Source organism: Sphingobacterium sp. UBA7631 (genome assembly GCF_002483935.1).
GTDB classification, from domain to species: domain Bacteria; phylum Bacteroidota; class Bacteroidia; order Sphingobacteriales; family Sphingobacteriaceae; genus Sphingobacterium; species Sphingobacterium multivorum.
In genome coordinates this window covers 1,232,725-1,247,661 of sequence record NZ_DLIX01000010.1, presented here as the reverse complement: position 1 = coordinate 1,247,661, position 14,937 = coordinate 1,232,725, and the positions used below count along the sequence as shown (strand labels likewise).

13 protein-coding genes are annotated in these 14,937 nt (G+C 39.7%); 7 read left to right on the top strand and 6 right to left on the bottom strand.

Annotated elements, in window-relative coordinates; translation table 11 throughout:
- Positions 1-120: 120 nt before the first annotated feature.
- Positions 121-915, bottom strand: coding sequence for an AraC family transcriptional regulator (locus B3P16_RS21845; RefSeq protein ID WP_286844304.1), 795 nt, complete (start codon positions 913-915; stop codon positions 121-123).
- Between the two features lie 104 nt (positions 916-1,019).
- On the opposite strand from B3P16_RS21845, the gene B3P16_RS21840 reads away from it, so the two are divergent.
- Entirely contained in the window at positions 1,020-2,231 is a 1,212-nt protein-coding gene (locus tag B3P16_RS21840) for a CynX/NimT family MFS transporter (protein ID WP_286844303.1), read from the top strand.
- Between the two features lie 84 nt (positions 2,232-2,315).
- On the opposite strand, the gene B3P16_RS21835 is transcribed toward B3P16_RS21840, so the two are convergent.
- Positions 2,316-4,175, bottom strand: a complete 1,860-nt coding sequence (locus B3P16_RS21835) for a CocE/NonD family hydrolase (RefSeq protein WP_070569635.1) — start codon at positions 4,173-4,175, stop codon at positions 2,316-2,318.
- Positions 4,176-4,812: 637 nt separating this feature from the next.
- On the opposite strand from B3P16_RS21835, the gene B3P16_RS21830 reads away from it, so the two are divergent.
- The 6 genes from B3P16_RS21830 to B3P16_RS21805 all read left to right on the top strand — a co-directional run bounded on the left by B3P16_RS21830 (position 4,813) and on the right by B3P16_RS21805 (position 10,554).
- On the top strand, positions 4,813-6,141 hold the full coding sequence (locus B3P16_RS21830) for an inositol-3-phosphate synthase (protein ID WP_070569637.1): 1,329 nt from the start codon (positions 4,813-4,815) through the stop codon (positions 6,139-6,141).
- A gap of 167 nt (positions 6,142-6,308) precedes the next feature.
- Positions 6,309-7,034, top strand: coding sequence for a nucleotidyltransferase family protein (locus tag B3P16_RS21825; RefSeq protein ID WP_286844302.1), 726 nt, complete (start codon positions 6,309-6,311; stop codon positions 7,032-7,034).
- A 13-nt stretch (positions 7,035-7,047) separates the two neighbouring features.
- Entirely contained in the window at positions 7,048-7,932 is an 885-nt protein-coding gene (locus tag B3P16_RS21820) for a hypothetical protein (protein ID WP_231585333.1), read from the top strand.
- A complete protein-coding gene (locus B3P16_RS21815; protein ID WP_070569641.1) occupies positions 7,913-8,863 on the top strand; it encodes a CDP-alcohol phosphatidyltransferase family protein in 951 nt (316 codons plus the stop codon). The genes B3P16_RS21820 and B3P16_RS21815 overlap by 20 nt, the downstream gene beginning before the upstream one ends.
- Positions 8,856-9,845 carry a lysylphosphatidylglycerol synthase transmembrane domain-containing protein gene (locus tag B3P16_RS21810; protein ID WP_286844300.1) on the top strand — a complete coding sequence of 330 codons (990 nt, stop codon included), beginning with the start codon at positions 8,856-8,858 and terminating at the stop codon, positions 9,843-9,845. Before B3P16_RS21815 ends, B3P16_RS21810 begins: the two co-directional genes overlap by 8 nt.
- A 1-nt stretch (position 9,846) precedes the next feature.
- The gene (locus tag B3P16_RS21805; protein WP_286844298.1) at positions 9,847-10,554 is read left to right on the top strand and encodes an HAD family hydrolase; all 708 of its coding nucleotides are present in this window, start codon (positions 9,847-9,849) and stop codon (positions 10,552-10,554) included.
- Here B3P16_RS21805 and B3P16_RS21800 read toward each other — a convergent pair.
- The 4 genes from B3P16_RS21800 to B3P16_RS21785 form a co-directional block, all read right to left on the bottom strand.
- Positions 10,537-11,427 (bottom strand): helix-turn-helix domain-containing protein, encoded by an 891-nt coding sequence (locus tag B3P16_RS21800; protein ID WP_286832036.1) that lies wholly within the window; start codon positions 11,425-11,427, stop codon positions 10,537-10,539. The two genes, B3P16_RS21805 and B3P16_RS21800, sit on opposite strands and share 18 nt — an antisense overlap.
- Before the next feature lie 2 nt (positions 11,428-11,429).
- On the bottom strand, positions 11,430-12,110 hold the full coding sequence (locus B3P16_RS21795) for a M15 family metallopeptidase (protein WP_201639405.1): 681 nt from the start codon (positions 12,108-12,110) through the stop codon (positions 11,430-11,432).
- 124 nt (positions 12,111-12,234) lie between these two features.
- Complete coding sequence (ppk1, locus tag B3P16_RS21790) at positions 12,235-14,304, bottom strand: polyphosphate kinase 1 (RefSeq protein ID WP_286832034.1); 2,070 nt, start codon at positions 14,302-14,304, stop codon at positions 12,235-12,237.
- A 245-nt stretch (positions 14,305-14,549) separates the two neighbouring features.
- Positions 14,550-14,927 carry a hypothetical protein gene (locus tag B3P16_RS21785; RefSeq protein WP_046675797.1) on the bottom strand — a complete coding sequence of 126 codons (378 nt, stop codon included), beginning with the start codon at positions 14,925-14,927 and terminating at the stop codon, positions 14,550-14,552.
- Between the last annotated feature and the right edge of the window lie 10 nt (positions 14,928-14,937).

Genomic DNA, 14,937 nt, shown 5'->3' with positions numbered 1-14,937 from the left:
TTATGATGATACAAAGATAGTGTAAATATTACACCTGTGCAAATATTCGTTACTATTTTTTTTAAACGTCCTGAATTTTGTAGCTGAACAGCTACAAAATTACCTGTGGATACGCCAAAACTAGCCCGCCATGAAGTGCGAAGGTCTATATTTCATCACGGCATAAAAGCTATTGGTAAATGCTTGGACGCTTTTATAACCGACTTTATACGCAATTTGAGAGATGGTGAATTGTTTTGTGCTCAGAAGCTCCAAACTCTTGATAATGCGAAGGAGCTGCTGATATTTTGCAAGCGTCATTCCGGTTTCTTTTTTAAAAAGGCGTTCAATAGTTCGGAGCGAAAGATTGGACAGCATGGCAATCTCGTCTAACGTGATGGCTTCTGTGTAATGGACATGTAGGTGATTTAAGACCGTTTGAAGCCTGCTTTCATGCGGAGGGGTAATTTCTAAGTGGAGTAATTGTGAGCAGAAATAGGGGAGTTCATGGAGTAAAGCACCGAGGAAAACTCTTTCCTGTTCATTTTCTTCTCTCAATTTTGACCATTTTTCGGTATATAAAATCATTTCCCGTAATACTTTAGGCGCCGAAAATAGCTGTACCTGATTGAAAAACAAATGCTCTTGTGAGCTGTCAAATTGTGGGGGATCAAAAAAAAGGACCATAAGCTTAATGCGTTCCGAGTGGGAGTTGGTCTTATGTAATGCACCTGAAGGAATCCAAGCAACGTGATTTTGGGGGAGTAGGTACATTTTTCCTGCAACGGTAAGGTATTGAAAACCCTGCTCAACATAAATCAATTGACCTTTCCGATGACTGTGTAACTCGTCGTCGTGTATCCAGTTTTCTTCAAACCAGACATAGGTTGATTTCTGGATGCCTTCAATTATCAACGTATGATTTGTCTGATCCATGTCGTTTTAAATTAAATTAATGGCAAATTTAATTAAAATTCCATACATACCTTTGCAAGCATTCATTACGTGTATAGCTTGGTTTACATGTATAGTGTGGTTTTATGATGAAAGAAAATATAAAAATATCCGCAGCTGTGTCTTGGACCTGGTTACCCATATTGGTTGTTGTTTTAGTCTCAACCAATCTGCGGTCGCCAATCACAGCCGTTGGCCCTGTACTGGGGCAAATCAGTGAAGATTTGCAATTAAATAGTTTTCAAAGCAGTCTATTGACGGCAATACCTCTTTTTATGTTTGCGAGCTGTTCTGTAGCAGTGAGCCGATATTCACATAAACTGGGCATGCACCGTTTTTTATTACTCGGTTTAATGGCGTTGAGTGTAGGAATTGTGCTTCGGATTTGGGGCAATATGCCAACGCTGTTTGTGGGGTCTTTTTTAATCGGACTTGGGATCTGTGTGGGCAATGTCGTTACGCCCGGTTATATAAAAACAAATTTTCCAAAGCAGATTGGACTGATGACAGGCATTTTTGCCGTAGCAATGAATCTGACCGCAGCTTTTGCTTCGGGGTTTAGTTTACGATTGGGCGAATGGACTGGTCTCGGGTGGCAGGGTTCCTTGGGGGGTTGGGTGATTTTAGCCTTGTTATCCCTTATCGTTGTTTCCTTTGATGCTTTAAGCCGAAAGAAAGCACAGGGTATCACTGAAAATAGACCGGCGACAAGTGGAATCGGACATATCTTTAGGTCAAGATTAGCTTGGTATATCAGCTTATTTATGGGTATTCAGTCCTTAATTTACTACAGTTTGATTTCTTGGTTACCTAAAGTATTGGTCGATTATGGTATGCCAGCGGAGGATACGGGCTGGTTGCTTTTTTTGATCCAAATTGCCATGATTCCCATAATGTTTATTGGGCCTATTTTGGCACATCGGATGAAGGATCAGCGTCTAATGGCAGCGGCTGTTGCGATAGGCATGTTTGGAAGTATCTTTATATTTTGGCATTACAAACTTCAGGGAATTTATGTTGCCGCCATATTGTTGGGACTTTCCAATGGACTTTCTTTCAGTTTGTCTATTCTTTTCTTTACCCTGCGGGCGAGGTCAACGGCGAATGCGATTAAAATATCGGGCATGGCCCAGTCTGTTGGTTATCTGATTGCAGCTTTTGGCCCGCCGGTATTCGGTAAGCTGCACGAAATAGATGCTACCTGGAATTACTCCTTCTATTTTTTAGCGGGCAGTATCGTACTTTTATTGTTTGCAGGATGGAAGGCCGGGGAAGATAAGTATGTAGCGGAAGATTAAAGATAAGGCTACATCAGGCACAGCTGTTTAGCTGATGTAGCCTTATTCAATTCGCTCTTAAACGCTATTATTCAAATTTAACTGTTAATCTTTGAGGACAGAAAATTCGATGTACGTGGCATTGTTCACATCGTGAAAAATACGTTGTGTGGCTTTACGGAAGTCAGCTTTGGTAGCTGTATAAGGCGCTAAAAACACCTGTGGATTTCGTTCTGCCAGCGGAAACCAGGAGTTTTGTACCTGAACCATAATGCGATGTCCTTTTTTGAACGTATGCGCAACATCTGGCATTTCAAAATTCACCTTTTCGACCATTCCTGGAGTCAGGGCCTGCGCTTTTTCAAAACCATTTCGGTATTTCCCGGCCATGATCTCACCACGTACCATCATCTGGTATCCAGCCATTGTTTTTCCTTGATAACTTGCTGCATCGTTCGGGTAAACATCAATCAGTTTGACAACATAATCTGCATCTGTACCTGTTGAAGAAACCTTAAGGAAATTTTTGATGGGGCCAACTATAGTCAGGTCTTCTGTCAACGGTTCCGTTTGATAAACCATGACATCAGGGCGACTAGCGGCGAAACGCTGATCATCTACCATATACTCCCGCGTTCGGTTTTGGATTAGCCCACCCTGGTGCGGAACCGGTTTATTGGGGTCAGTGACATATTCATCCCAAGAATCTGTACGTTGAACTTTGTCAAATCCAAGTTTCCCCTGAGGTTGGAAGTATAGTTTTTTTGTTTCTACATTTTTGGGTGGCCATTGTTCGAAATGTTTCCATTCATTGCTTCCAGAGACAAAAATGTTCGCTTCCGATGGTGCGAAGTTCCCTTCATCTTTTAGATAATATTTGAAAAAAGGCTGTTCAAATTGTTCCTGATAGGTAACGCTGGTTTTTTTCTCAAATTGGATATCACCTAAATAGTTTCCTTCTGCACGAACCCAGCCGCCATGATACCAAGGTCCCGCGACTAAAATCGAGTTGTTTTTTTTGCTTTTATCCTCAATCGATTGATAGGTCTTAAATGTTCCATAAGCATCTTCCGCGTCAAAGAAACCACCGACGACCATCACCGCTGGTTTTACCTCCTGTAAAGAATTGGTGATCACACGCGACTTCCAAAAATCATCATAGTCGGGATGTTTAAACAGGTCATTCCAAAACTGTACGGAGTCACCAAAATACTTTTCCTTCAGTTCCCGTGCTGTTCCGGCTTCTAAAAAGAAGTTGTATTTATCGGCTTCTTTGATCTGAATTTTGCTCTTGAATTGATCTGGGGTGATGGGTTTTGGACGCGGGACACCAAAGGTTGACATGAAGGTGAATGCATCCTGAAGAAACAGTACGCCATTATGGTGGAAGTCATCGCCGATATACCAGTCTGTTACCGGAGCTTGTGGGGAGACCGCTTTCAAGCTCGGGTGCGTTTTGACCAATCCAACGGTAGAATAGAAGCCTGGATAGGAGATCCCATAGAGTCCGGCTTTGCCATTATAGTTTTTGAGATTTTTCTGTAGCCATTCAAGCGCATCATAGGTATCTGTACTTTCATCGATGGCTTTTTTGTCTTTGCTGTAGGTGGTCGGACGTACATCTTCAAATTCACCTTCGCTCATCCACTTGCCCCGCACATCTTGGTAGACGAAAATATAGCCTTCACGCATCATCGTCGGAAAGTTGCCCAGGCTTTTTTTGTATTCGTTTTGTCCATAAGGAGAAACCGTGTAGGGCGTTCTATTGAGCAAAACTGGATATTTCTTCGATTTGTCTTTTGGACTGTAGATCGCAGTAAATAATTTTTTCCCATCTCGCATGGGGATTGCTACTTCGGTCTTTTCATAATGATCTCTAACATAAGCCGAGTCGGCAGCGGTTTGGGCATGTAACTGGCTTGCGCTTAAAAGCGCCAAAGTTAGGCACGAAATTGTATTTTTCATTCAGATAATTATTTGTTCAGTACATTCTTTGGTGTAAAACTCTACTTTACACTTGGTTTCGTTCGTTGCAATGTTATGGATACTCTTATGCACGTTAGGCTATAGGGGATACCGTTAAATTTGTCATCGCGCTACCGATTGGCAGAGCATTTATCCAATAACAATGCGCAGGTCAAATGCTGTTGGTTTATAAATTGAACGATAGACTCATTGCCTGTATTTAGATTTTAGGCTAAAGTTAGTGCTACTAAAACCATTTTCCAATTTTATTGTCATATTTATGGGAAATAGAAAAAGAAAAATTGACCAATTTTTAAGAAAGAAAAACTTTTTTTGGATTGAATTTGGATTAGTTTTCGAATCTTGATATATTGAGTAAAATTAAGGACAATTGTTTTTTGGGTTAACAACTTTAGCTAAAAACGTTAAATTCCAGTTAGATGGACTAGTAGAATACTAAATAATAATTCATTTTCGGATTATTTCTTAAGGTTTCGAATAGGCTTCGTATCGCTATTTGTCACGATTTTATAAATTAAGTGCGGGGTGGTATGAAATATGTTTTTTTAAGCTAATTTTAAGAATTATTTTATCATAATACATCAATTAAATAACAATTTAAGTATATAGAATTAATATGGGACAACAAGTGAAAGATGCCAATGGAAAATTGGGTATTCTTATTCCGGGATTAGGTGCTGTGGCTACAACATTAATCGCTGGTGTGGCATCTATAAACAAAGGTTTTTCAAAACCAATCGGATCTGTTTCTCAATTGAGCAGAATCCGTCTGGGTAAACGCACTGAGAACAGAAATCCATTAATTAAAGATTTCGTCCCTTTAGCAAAACTGGAAGATGTTGTTTTTGGTGGCTGGGACGTATACGAAGATAACGTATATGAGGCTGCATCAAAAGCACAGGTATTGGAGCAAGGTCAATTGGATGCTGTTAAGGCTGAATTGGAGGCTATCCAACCGATGAAAGCTGTGTTTGACCGTAATTTTGTGAAAAATTTGGACGGAACGCACATCAAATCTGAAAAAACTCGCCGTGAATTGGCAGATGCTGTACAACGTGATATTCGTGAATTCAAAGAGAAAAACGGATTAGACCGTATTGTCTTGGTATGGTGTGGATCTACTGAGCGTTATATTGAGACAAACGAAGCTTTTTCAACCTTAGCTAAATTAGAGGAAGCGTTAGATAATGATGATCAACGTATTCCACCGAGTATGATCTATTGTTATGCGGCATTGAAAGAGGGCGCTCCGTATGTCAATGGTGCACCAAATTTAACATGTGACGTTCCAGCGATTGTTGAGTTGGCGCATGAAAATGGTGTAGCAATTGCAGGTAAAGATTTTAAAACAGGTCAAACATTGATGAAAACAATTGTGGCACCTGGTCTTCAAGCGAGAGCTTTGGGTGTTGAAGGTTGGTTTTCGACGAATATCTTAGGTAACCGTGACGGATTAGTATTGGATGATCCTGAAAATTTCAAAACAAAAGAAGTGTCTAAATTATCGGTATTGGAAGAAATTCTAGATGCGAAAAAGAACCCTGAGTTATACGGTGACCTTTACCATAAAGTACGTATCAACTATTATCCTCCACACGGTGATAATAAAGAATCTTGGGACAACATCGATATTTTCGGTTGGTTGGGCTACAAAATGCAGATTAAAATCAATTTCTTATGCCGCGATTCAATTTTAGCAGCACCGGTTGCCTTGGATTTGGCTTTGTTTATTGACTTGGCGCAACGTGCAGGCATGTCGGGTATTCAAGAGTGGTTGTCATTCTACTTGAAGTCGCCTCAAACAGCTCCAGGATTGCCTCCTGAACACGATATCTTCAAACAATTGATGAAATTGCAAAATACATTGCGTCACATTATGGGTGAAGATTTAATCACACATTTAGGACTGGATTATTACCAGGAGCTAGTCGATAGTATTCAATAAGCTAACTTAATAAGAGCGGGGAAACAATTGTCTAAAAACAGTTTTTCCCCTTTTTCTTCAACATCTTTACGGTATTGAAGATTTGTGATATAACCCTCTGTAGACTTTTGCGCTTACGAACGCTGAGATAGTGACGGGGGTTTTGCTTTTTTATAAATGATTTTATTTTGCAATTAGAAGAAATGGAATTTGCAATTATAGCAGCGGGAGAAGGTTCTCGATTGCGAAAAGAGGGGTTCAATTTACCGAAACCCTTGCTAGCATTACATGGAGTTCCATTAATTGAACGATTGATTCGCGTGTTTGTTAAAGAAGGAGCGCAACGAGTTCATGTTATTATCAATAAACAATCTCCGGAGCTGAAATTGTTTTTGGAAAAAACGACGTTTGAATTACCTATTGTGCTTATAGAGGAAGATACTGCAAGTTCATTGCATAGTTTTGCCTTGCTTGTCAAAAACAACCCCGATTGGTCGTCCTGTTGTCTGACCACAACAGATACGGTTTTTAGGCCACATGAATTTCATGCCTATTTAGAAGCATTTCAGCAACATCAACAGGCCGATGCTTTTATGGCTGTAACTCCTTTTGTTGACGATGAGAGTCCGCTCTATGTGAACACCAATTCGCAGCTTCGGGTGGAAGCTTTTTTGGATACGGCAACCGCCAAAACGAAGTACGTTTCTGGGGGAATTTACTGCTTTCGTCAGGCGGCGATGGACTGTGCGTTGAGCTCCGTCGAAGCAGGTAATTCCAGAATGCGTAATTTTCAGCGTGCTCTATTGGAAAACGATTTACAAGTAGAAGCATTTGTATTTGAAAAGGTGGTCGATATTGATCATTTAAAAGATCGTGTTGTCGCAGAACAATTTTTGAGTGAGGAGGTTAGTTAGTAAAATGAGCGATATGATTTCTATTTTAGGCGTAACTCGAAAAAATCGCTTTTCACCCAACCATGTGGGGAATGATGCCGCCATATTCAATGAAGTAGTTTTAAAACTGACTGAAAAAGGTGCCTCGGTAGAGCTTTGTAACGAGGATGAATTTTTGTCTTCAGCATCCGTGAAGCAGGATAATATTCTGACTATGGGGAGAACAAAGACTTTAGTGAAAAAGTTGCAATCTCTTCAAAATAATGGGGTCAATGTTTTGAATTCTGGATTTGGAATTGAAAATTGCTTTCGGAAAAATATGACCCTTAAGCTTTTGGAAGGTGGAGTTCCTTATCCGAAAAGTATCGTGATCTCTACGGTTGCCGATATTCAATCTATTTTTGAGAAACTGAAAGGAAAGGGTGTGTGGATCAAACGTGGCGACTTTCACGCCATTCATAAAGAAGATGTTACTTTTGCCGCTAGTCTGAAAGAAGCGCAACATATCTTGAATGAATATGCGCTCCGCGGGATTAAAGAGGCGGTGATTTCTGAACATCTTGCCGGAGACCTACTAAAATTTTATGCGGTGCGGGGAACGGATTTCTTTTTTTATTTTTACCCCTATGAACACAATCATCACAAATATGATTTGTATGAACAAATTAATGATGAGGTCGTACACTTTCCTTTTGATCTCGACAAGCTAAAAGAAGTCGCCAATCGTGCGGCAGAAGTCCTGGATGTACATATCTACGGCGGCGACGTGATTATTGATGCAAATGGAGACTTCCATATTATTGACTTAAATGACTGGCCAAGTTTTGCGCCTTGTCGGGCAGAGGCTGCAGAGGCCATTGCTCAAATGGTTTACCATAAATTTACTGAAAAGAACCACAATGCAGAAAGAACAAGTTAATGTAATCGAAGAAGATAATTTGAGTGCATTCGAACAATCTTTAAAATCTAATGATACCGAGGAACGAATTGATATTTGGTTTTATCGACCTATAGGTTATCGCATTGCGCAAGTCTGTGCAAAAATTGGTATTACACCCAACGCTGTAACCATTATTAGTATTTTCTTTGGCGTTGCGGCGGGTATTTTATTCTATTACCCGGCGTTATGGATTAATGTGATCGGCATGCTTTTATTGGTTTTTGCCAATTCTCTAGATAGTGCCGATGGACAGCTGGCCAGAATGACGGACAATAAAAGTCGCTTTGGTCGTATCTTGGATGGTTTTGCTGGCGATTTTTGGTTTGCTTCTATTCATATTGCGATCTGTTTACGCAGTATTAACGAGGGGTGGCCACAATGGCTGTGGGTATTTTGTGTGCTTGCAGGTGTATCGCATATGCTTCAGTCAGCAATGGCTGATTATTATCGTAACGTGCATTTGTATTTTATAAAAGGTAAAGCTGGAAGTGAGCTGGACAATACACGTGATTTGAAAGTTGACTACGATGCCTTGTCCTGGCGCAAGAATTTTTTCAGCAAATTTGTGTTAAATGGCTATATGGGCTATACACGAAACCAGGAAAAGCTTTCGCCAAAACTGCAAAAGCTACTGCGCCTAGTGAAAAGTCGCTATAAAGACGAATTGCCAAAACAATTAATGGTCGACTTTAGAACTCAAAATAAACCATTGATGAAGTATACAAATATTGTACAGTTCAATACAAGGGTGATTTTCCTATTTGTTTGGTTGTTTATCGGCCAACCTTGGATTTACTTTTTCTTTGACATGTTTGTCCTAAATCCGATATTGATCTATATGTGTAACCGACAAGAAAAGGTAAGTGGCTATTTTGTTGATAAATTAACAAATGATCCAACCTATGGGTAGCAAAATCTATAAAGTGCTCTTTATGCTGATCGGTATAGGTACACTGGCCTATATGATTCATGCAATGGGAATTGATGAGATTTGGAACAACCTTGAAAATATTGGCTGGTGGTTTCTGCCTGTACTTGGTAGCTGGGCAGTACTCTACTGGATGAATGCTATGGCATTTAAGGCAATTATTCAGGAACCGGAATTGCCACAGACAAACGTCCCTTTTTGGAAGGTCTTACAATTGACAATATCGGGGTATGCCATCAATTATATAACACCATTTGTTGCGTTAGGAGGGGAGCCTTATCGTATTATGGAGCTTAAAAACTATATCGGTGGTTCGAAGGCAGGTTCATCTGTGCTGTTATACGGTGTCATGCACATCCTATCGCATATTTTATTTTGGGTCGCTTCTGTTTTTCTAATTCTTTGGTTTGTGCCTGCTAGCACGATGGTCAATGTGGCCTGTGCTGCGATTTTTGTAATGGCTATCATCTGTACTTGGCTATTTACAAAATTTTATAAGAAGGGAATTACCGTTTCACTATTGAAAGCCTTGTCTAAACTGCCTTTGGTAGGCAAGAAAGTGGGTGATGTACTGGATACGAAATATGAAACTTTGAATGACGTCGATCAACAGGTGAAAAACCTCTTTCAAAATCGTCGTGATCGTTTCTATACGGCGCTTTTTTTGGAATTTGTAGCACGCGTTGTAGGCTGTTTTGAGATTTATTTTATTGGTTTGGCTTTAGATATCAATATTGATTTTATTGATGCTATGATCATTAGCTCAGGATCTTCCCTATTTGCCAATCTTGTTTTTTTCTTTCCAATGCAGTTGGGAACCCGGGAAGGTGGATTGGCAATGGCCGTAATGAGTATAGGATTGCCTGCGAAAGTCGGTATTTTTATGGGTGTTGTGACACGAATTAGGGAAATTGTGTGGATTATGATCGGTTTGGGGTGGATGAGTTTAGTAAAAAAGAAATAACATGGATAAGTTTAATATTAAAGGAATTATTTTTGATTATGGTGGAACCTTAGACACCAATGGCGGCCACTGGGGAGCTGTTATCTGGTCGGGTTATGAAAAATATCAGGTTCCCGTAAATTTGAACGCTTTTCAGGAGGCCTATACCTACGCGGAACGTCAGATGGCTTTACAACCTATTATTAAACCGCAGTTTAATTTTTTGGAAGTGCTTGAAGCAAAGCTCACTGTGCAATTTGATTATCTTATTGCTGCAGGGTACGACTTAGACCGATCATTAGCGCATAGAATAGCCTTTGACGGTTATTCATTGGCGAAGAATACGGTTGAAGAGGTAAAACCACTGTTAAATTCACTCCATGAAAAATATCCGATTGTCATGGTTTCCAATTTTTATGGTAATTTAAAATCGGTCCTTGATGATTTTGGGATTCTATCTTATTTTCAGGAAGTTGTGGAGTCGGCTGTCGTCGGTGTGCGCAAACCTGATCCCGCAATTTATGCCTTAGGTGTAACTAAAATAGGACTTCCTGCACAAGAGGTATTGGTGGTGGGTGATTCCTATAGTAAAGATATGGTACCTGCCAAAGCGGTTGGCTGCCAAACCTTATGGTTGAAAGGGCAGACTTGGGGCGAGGATAAATTGCAGGATACTGGAGCTGCAGACCAGCAATTTACAAGCATCTCCGATTTAATCGACTTTGTTTAAGTAGAGATTCTGACGAAATTCTTTAGGCGAGATTCCAACATTTCGCTTAAAGAATTTACCAAAAAAAGATTGATCCGAGAAATGTAATTTCACTGCAATTTCTCCGATGGGAAGCCCCTGGCAAAGTAATGATTTTGCTTCCTCTACCAAGACGTTCTGAATAAGTTCTATTGCTGATTTTCCAGTTAGTTCCTTGGTAATTACGGATAGATGTTTCGCTGTGATGCCGAGTTCCATCGCATAAAATTGCACCATGTGTTCTTTATGAAACGACTTTTTTAATAGCAAATGGAAATTGGCCAGAATCTCTCTTTTCCGGGAGGGAATAGCGGGTGTATTTCGCATATTTTGGCTTCCTAGACGGGCTATTTCACAAAATAATATTTCCGTTAATGACTTTATAATCTGATGCTTGAAAAGATAGCTAGAGTCTTGTCGGTCGTAATGAATAAACTGTTTAAATAAGTTGGATAAGTTGGTCGAATCTTGGTTCGATAGCGACCAGATGTAACTGTCATTTAAGGCAAGCGACTTTTTGGTGACCTCAAAGAAATCTTCTTGAAAATCCAATTTGAAGCTAAAATCCAGCGTAAAGAAAATCAAATATACCTCACAGTCCCAAGATTTGACGACTGAGGAGCCATTCACTCGGGAGGATGGATTGGTTAACAATAGGTGATTTTGAGCAACCTGTACCCGTTCATTATTAATCATGAAGGAAGTCTCACCTTTTTTTATTAAACAGAGCGAATAGAGATCACCTTTTGTTAAAATCTGCTGCTGCTCGGAACTAAAGACAGGTTTCGATTTGTTGCCCTTAAAATGAAAGACATAAAAACCCTTGTTTTTGATGGGAGTTTCCTTTACAGACATGTTTATTTTACGATAAAATCAAAATAAGTTTTACGATAGGGTTCATCTTGCAAAGTGTAATGCCACCATTCCTTATCATAAGCTTTGAAGCCAAATTTAGCCATCGCTTCTTTTAAAATCTTCCGGTTTTCTTTCTGTTGGGCGGTCAGATGCGCATAGTGATGATGGGAGACTGCGCCGAAAAAATCAAAAGGTCCACCCATATCAATCTCCTTATGATCTTTTAGGCTGATGAGCGTTAGATCGACTGTACTGCCACGGCTGTGGCCTGATTTGGAGGCAATAAAGCCTAGATTGAACAAGTTCTTCTTATTGATAAGCGGGTAGAATTCCCTTTTTGCGATAGTATCATTGGTGTTTAAGGACCATGTTTTAAAGTTGTCAACAGCACGTTGCGGACGGTAGGCATCGAATATTTTCAGGCCAAGACCTTTTTTATTTAAATGGTTCTCGACCTGTTGCAGTGCTAGCGCTGCGCGCTTCGTTAAAATAGCGACTGGTTTTTCATAACCTTGAATTGGCCTTCCGGTGAAGTTGTGGCTACCAAAATAACGCATTTCTAAACTTATTGTTGGAATAATATCCTTGACGTATACAAAATCTGAAGGCATGGTCTTTTCCTGCGCACTGAGAGAAAGCGTGGAAAGGCTTAAGGCAAATATAAGACACAAGTTAAATTTCATGGAATGAAGATACAACTTGTGTCTTAATTAATATAATATAAAACGTTATTCTCGTTCGTAATGACAAGAATGATCTTGAATTCAGCTTATTGACCAATTTGTGCTCGTATTGATCAACAGCCCACTAATGATCCGCTAATTTTTTTTTCAGATAATTGTATATTTCAATCTGCGAACGGCACGGCGCCTTTTTATTCTCAACGTAATGATTGCTCAGTGAATTGTTGAGTATACGGGCCTTGACATTATCATTGAGCTGGATCTGAAGCATTTCTTTTAAATCTTCCTTGATTTTTTTACTTGTTATTTTGACCGCTGCTTCGATGCGATGATCCAAGTTTCTTGTCATCCAATCTGCCGAGGAAATAAATAGCTGCTCTCGGCCAGCGTTGTAGAAATACATCACACGTGCATGTTCCAAATACTCATCGACGATTGAAATGGCATTCATTTGCAATTTAAAGGTTTTTTGATTTGTTGCACAGTAGATTCCCCGGATGATAAGGTCTATTTTGACACCAGCTGTTGCGGCATCATAGAGCTTTTTAATCATTTCTTTATCGCTCAGTGAGTTTACCTTGACAATAATATATGCTTTTCGACCAGCCTTGGCTTCGGTAATCTCCTGATCGATGTAGTGTAGAAGTTCCCTGCGCATATCCGTTGGGCATATCAACAGACTTTTGCAATTTTTGATAATTTCAGCCGGATTTGACTTAGGACGTCTCAGGTAATTGAAAACCTTATTTATATCGGCAATAACATCCCTATTACTCGTTAACAGGCAGTAATCTCCGTATAATTTAGCCGTTTTTTCGTTGATATTTCCTGTGCTGACAAAACCATACTGGATCGTTTTCATTCCGATACGTTTTTTGATGACGCATAGTTTTGCATGGACCTTTTTATTTGGGATACCGGTCAATACCTTGATGCCTTCCAGTTCAAGTTTCTCTTTCCAGTCCAAATTGTTTTCTTCATCAAATCTTGCCCGAAGTTCAAGCATCACGGTGACTTCCTTTCCATTGCGGGCCGCGTTAATCAGGGCATTTGCAATTTTTGAATTCGAGGCTAAGCGGTATGCCGTAATCTGGATGGTTTTCACATCTGGATCCATCGCTGCTTCACGAAGTAGATCAATGATCGGTCTAAACTCATGATAGGGGAAGGAGAGCAGCACATCTTTTTTCAATACAGTATCCGTTACACGTTCGTAGTTCTTGAAATAGGGGTGTGGAAAGGACGTCCGTTCCAAGGGCTGATTGTACGATTTAAACACATTGGGAAAATCCATGAAGTGTTTGAAGTTGTGTATTTTTTGTCCTGGAATGATGCTGTCTTTTTTTGAAAGGTTAAGTTTCTTGATCAGGAATTCTACCAATTTATGGTCCATCTCTTGATCAAAAATAAATCGGGTAGGTTTACCTTTTCTTCTATTTTTTACCCCTTTGCTTATCTTTTCGACCAGCGTCGTGTTGATGTCATTGTCAATGTCAAATTCGGCGTCTTTTGTGACTTTAAATACATGTGCATTGAATACATCAAAACCGAAATAGGAGAATATCAGAGGAAGATTAAACTTGATAACATCCTCCAAAAGTATGATGTGTTTTTCATCTTTTGGCGATGGCAACTGGACGAAGCGTCCATTTTGACTGGTCGGGATTTCGATGAGTGCAAATTTGGTTTCGTACTGCCATTCCTGTTTTCCCATCGCAATGCCCAAATAAAGGCTCTTATCCCGAATATAAGGCATAGGCCGCACATCGTCCAATATCAGCGGAATGACGTTCGATTCTACGTCATCCTGATAATAGTCACTTACAAACTTCTGTTGTTCGGGGTTGAGTTCCTCACTGGTCTTAATATAGACATTTTGTTTGGCCATATCTTTTTGGATACGATTCCAGGTACTGTCAAATTTCTTTTGCTGCTTGATGACCCGGATATTGAGCTCTTCTAGGATAAGCTGAGGATCTTCATAGAAGGATTGATTGGCACTTTTATCTTTGAGGTCTATAGCCCGTTTTAGACCTGCAACACGCACGCGGAAAAATTCATCGAGGTTATTGGAAAATATACCTAAAAATTTGATTCTTAAGGGTAAAGGGACAGTCTCATCCGCAGCTTCCTGAAGTACTCTGCCATTAAAGCTCAACCAACTAACGTCTCTAGGAATAAATTTTTTCGCCATAGCTAAATATACGTAAATTTAAAAAGCAAAACTATAGCTCTGCAGGGGATAATCGAACTTTTTTGTGTTAAAGAATTATTAAGTTATTTTTTGTTGATGTATTTCGAGCGTCGTTTTAAGGTGCATTTTTGCCATCATTCTTCTTCCCTAGAAATAACCGCTACAAGGTAGAGCATAGCATGGCAAAAAAAAATCCCCCAAAGTCTAGCAGACTTTGAGGGACATGTCATTATGTTTGATTTCGTCTATTTCTTCTTTCCGTACTTTTTGGAAATTTGAATAGCTTTGTATTTCGTCGTGTCAAAATGGGGTGTGTCAATTGATAAGCTTGTTGGATAAGGTGCACTTCGATCGAAGAAATACACCGTTGTTGTGCTTCCGTAATCATTGACAGGCATCAAGTCAAGACAGCCTGTATAATCTGCGTTCAACAGGTCACCTACTGTAACGGCATAGATGCGTATGATACCGCCTTTATTTTGTTCATTTCTGACGAAAGCGACTTCCTTAAAACCTCCCGGTAAATCTTCAATACTTTTCTGATTGAAGCTATCTTTTAAAATAAAACCCAGCAGCACTAAAATCGGTATGACCAAAAGCCATAACCTTTTATTCTTCTTCATTAAAAAACAC

Excerpts from the sequence above, each read along its gene's own strand:
- B3P16_RS21845 (WP_286844304.1), bottom strand. The coding sequence starts at position 915 with ATGGATCAGACAAATCATACGTTGATAATTGAAGGCATCCAGAAATCA.
- B3P16_RS21800 (WP_286832036.1), bottom strand. The coding sequence starts at position 11,427 with ATGTCTGTAAAGGAAACTCCCATCAAAAACAAGGGTTTTTATGTCTTT.
- B3P16_RS21815 (WP_070569641.1), top strand. The coding sequence starts at position 7,913 with ATGCAGAAAGAACAAGTTAATGTAATCGAAGAAGATAATTTGAGTGCA.
- B3P16_RS21795 (WP_201639405.1), bottom strand. The coding sequence starts at position 12,110 with ATGAAATTTAACTTGTGTCTTATATTTGCCTTAAGCCTTTCCACGCTT.
- B3P16_RS21810 (WP_286844300.1), top strand. The coding sequence starts at position 8,856 with ATGGGTAGCAAAATCTATAAAGTGCTCTTTATGCTGATCGGTATAGGT.
- B3P16_RS21805 (WP_286844298.1), top strand. The coding sequence starts at position 9,847 with ATGGATAAGTTTAATATTAAAGGAATTATTTTTGATTATGGTGGAACC.
- B3P16_RS21830 (WP_070569637.1), top strand. The coding sequence starts at position 4,813 with ATGGGACAACAAGTGAAAGATGCCAATGGAAAATTGGGTATTCTTATT.
- B3P16_RS21840 (WP_286844303.1), top strand. The coding sequence starts at position 1,020 with ATGATGAAAGAAAATATAAAAATATCCGCAGCTGTGTCTTGGACCTGG.
- B3P16_RS21820 (WP_231585333.1), top strand. The coding sequence starts at position 7,048 with ATGATTTCTATTTTAGGCGTAACTCGAAAAAATCGCTTTTCACCCAAC.
- B3P16_RS21835 (WP_070569635.1), bottom strand. The coding sequence starts at position 4,175 with ATGAAAAATACAATTTCGTGCCTAACTTTGGCGCTTTTAAGCGCAAGC.
- ppk1 (WP_286832034.1), bottom strand. The coding sequence starts at position 14,304 with ATGGCGAAAAAATTTATTCCTAGAGACGTTAGTTGGTTGAGCTTTAAT.
- B3P16_RS21785 (WP_046675797.1), bottom strand. The coding sequence starts at position 14,927 with ATGAAGAAGAATAAAAGGTTATGGCTTTTGGTCATACCGATTTTAGTG.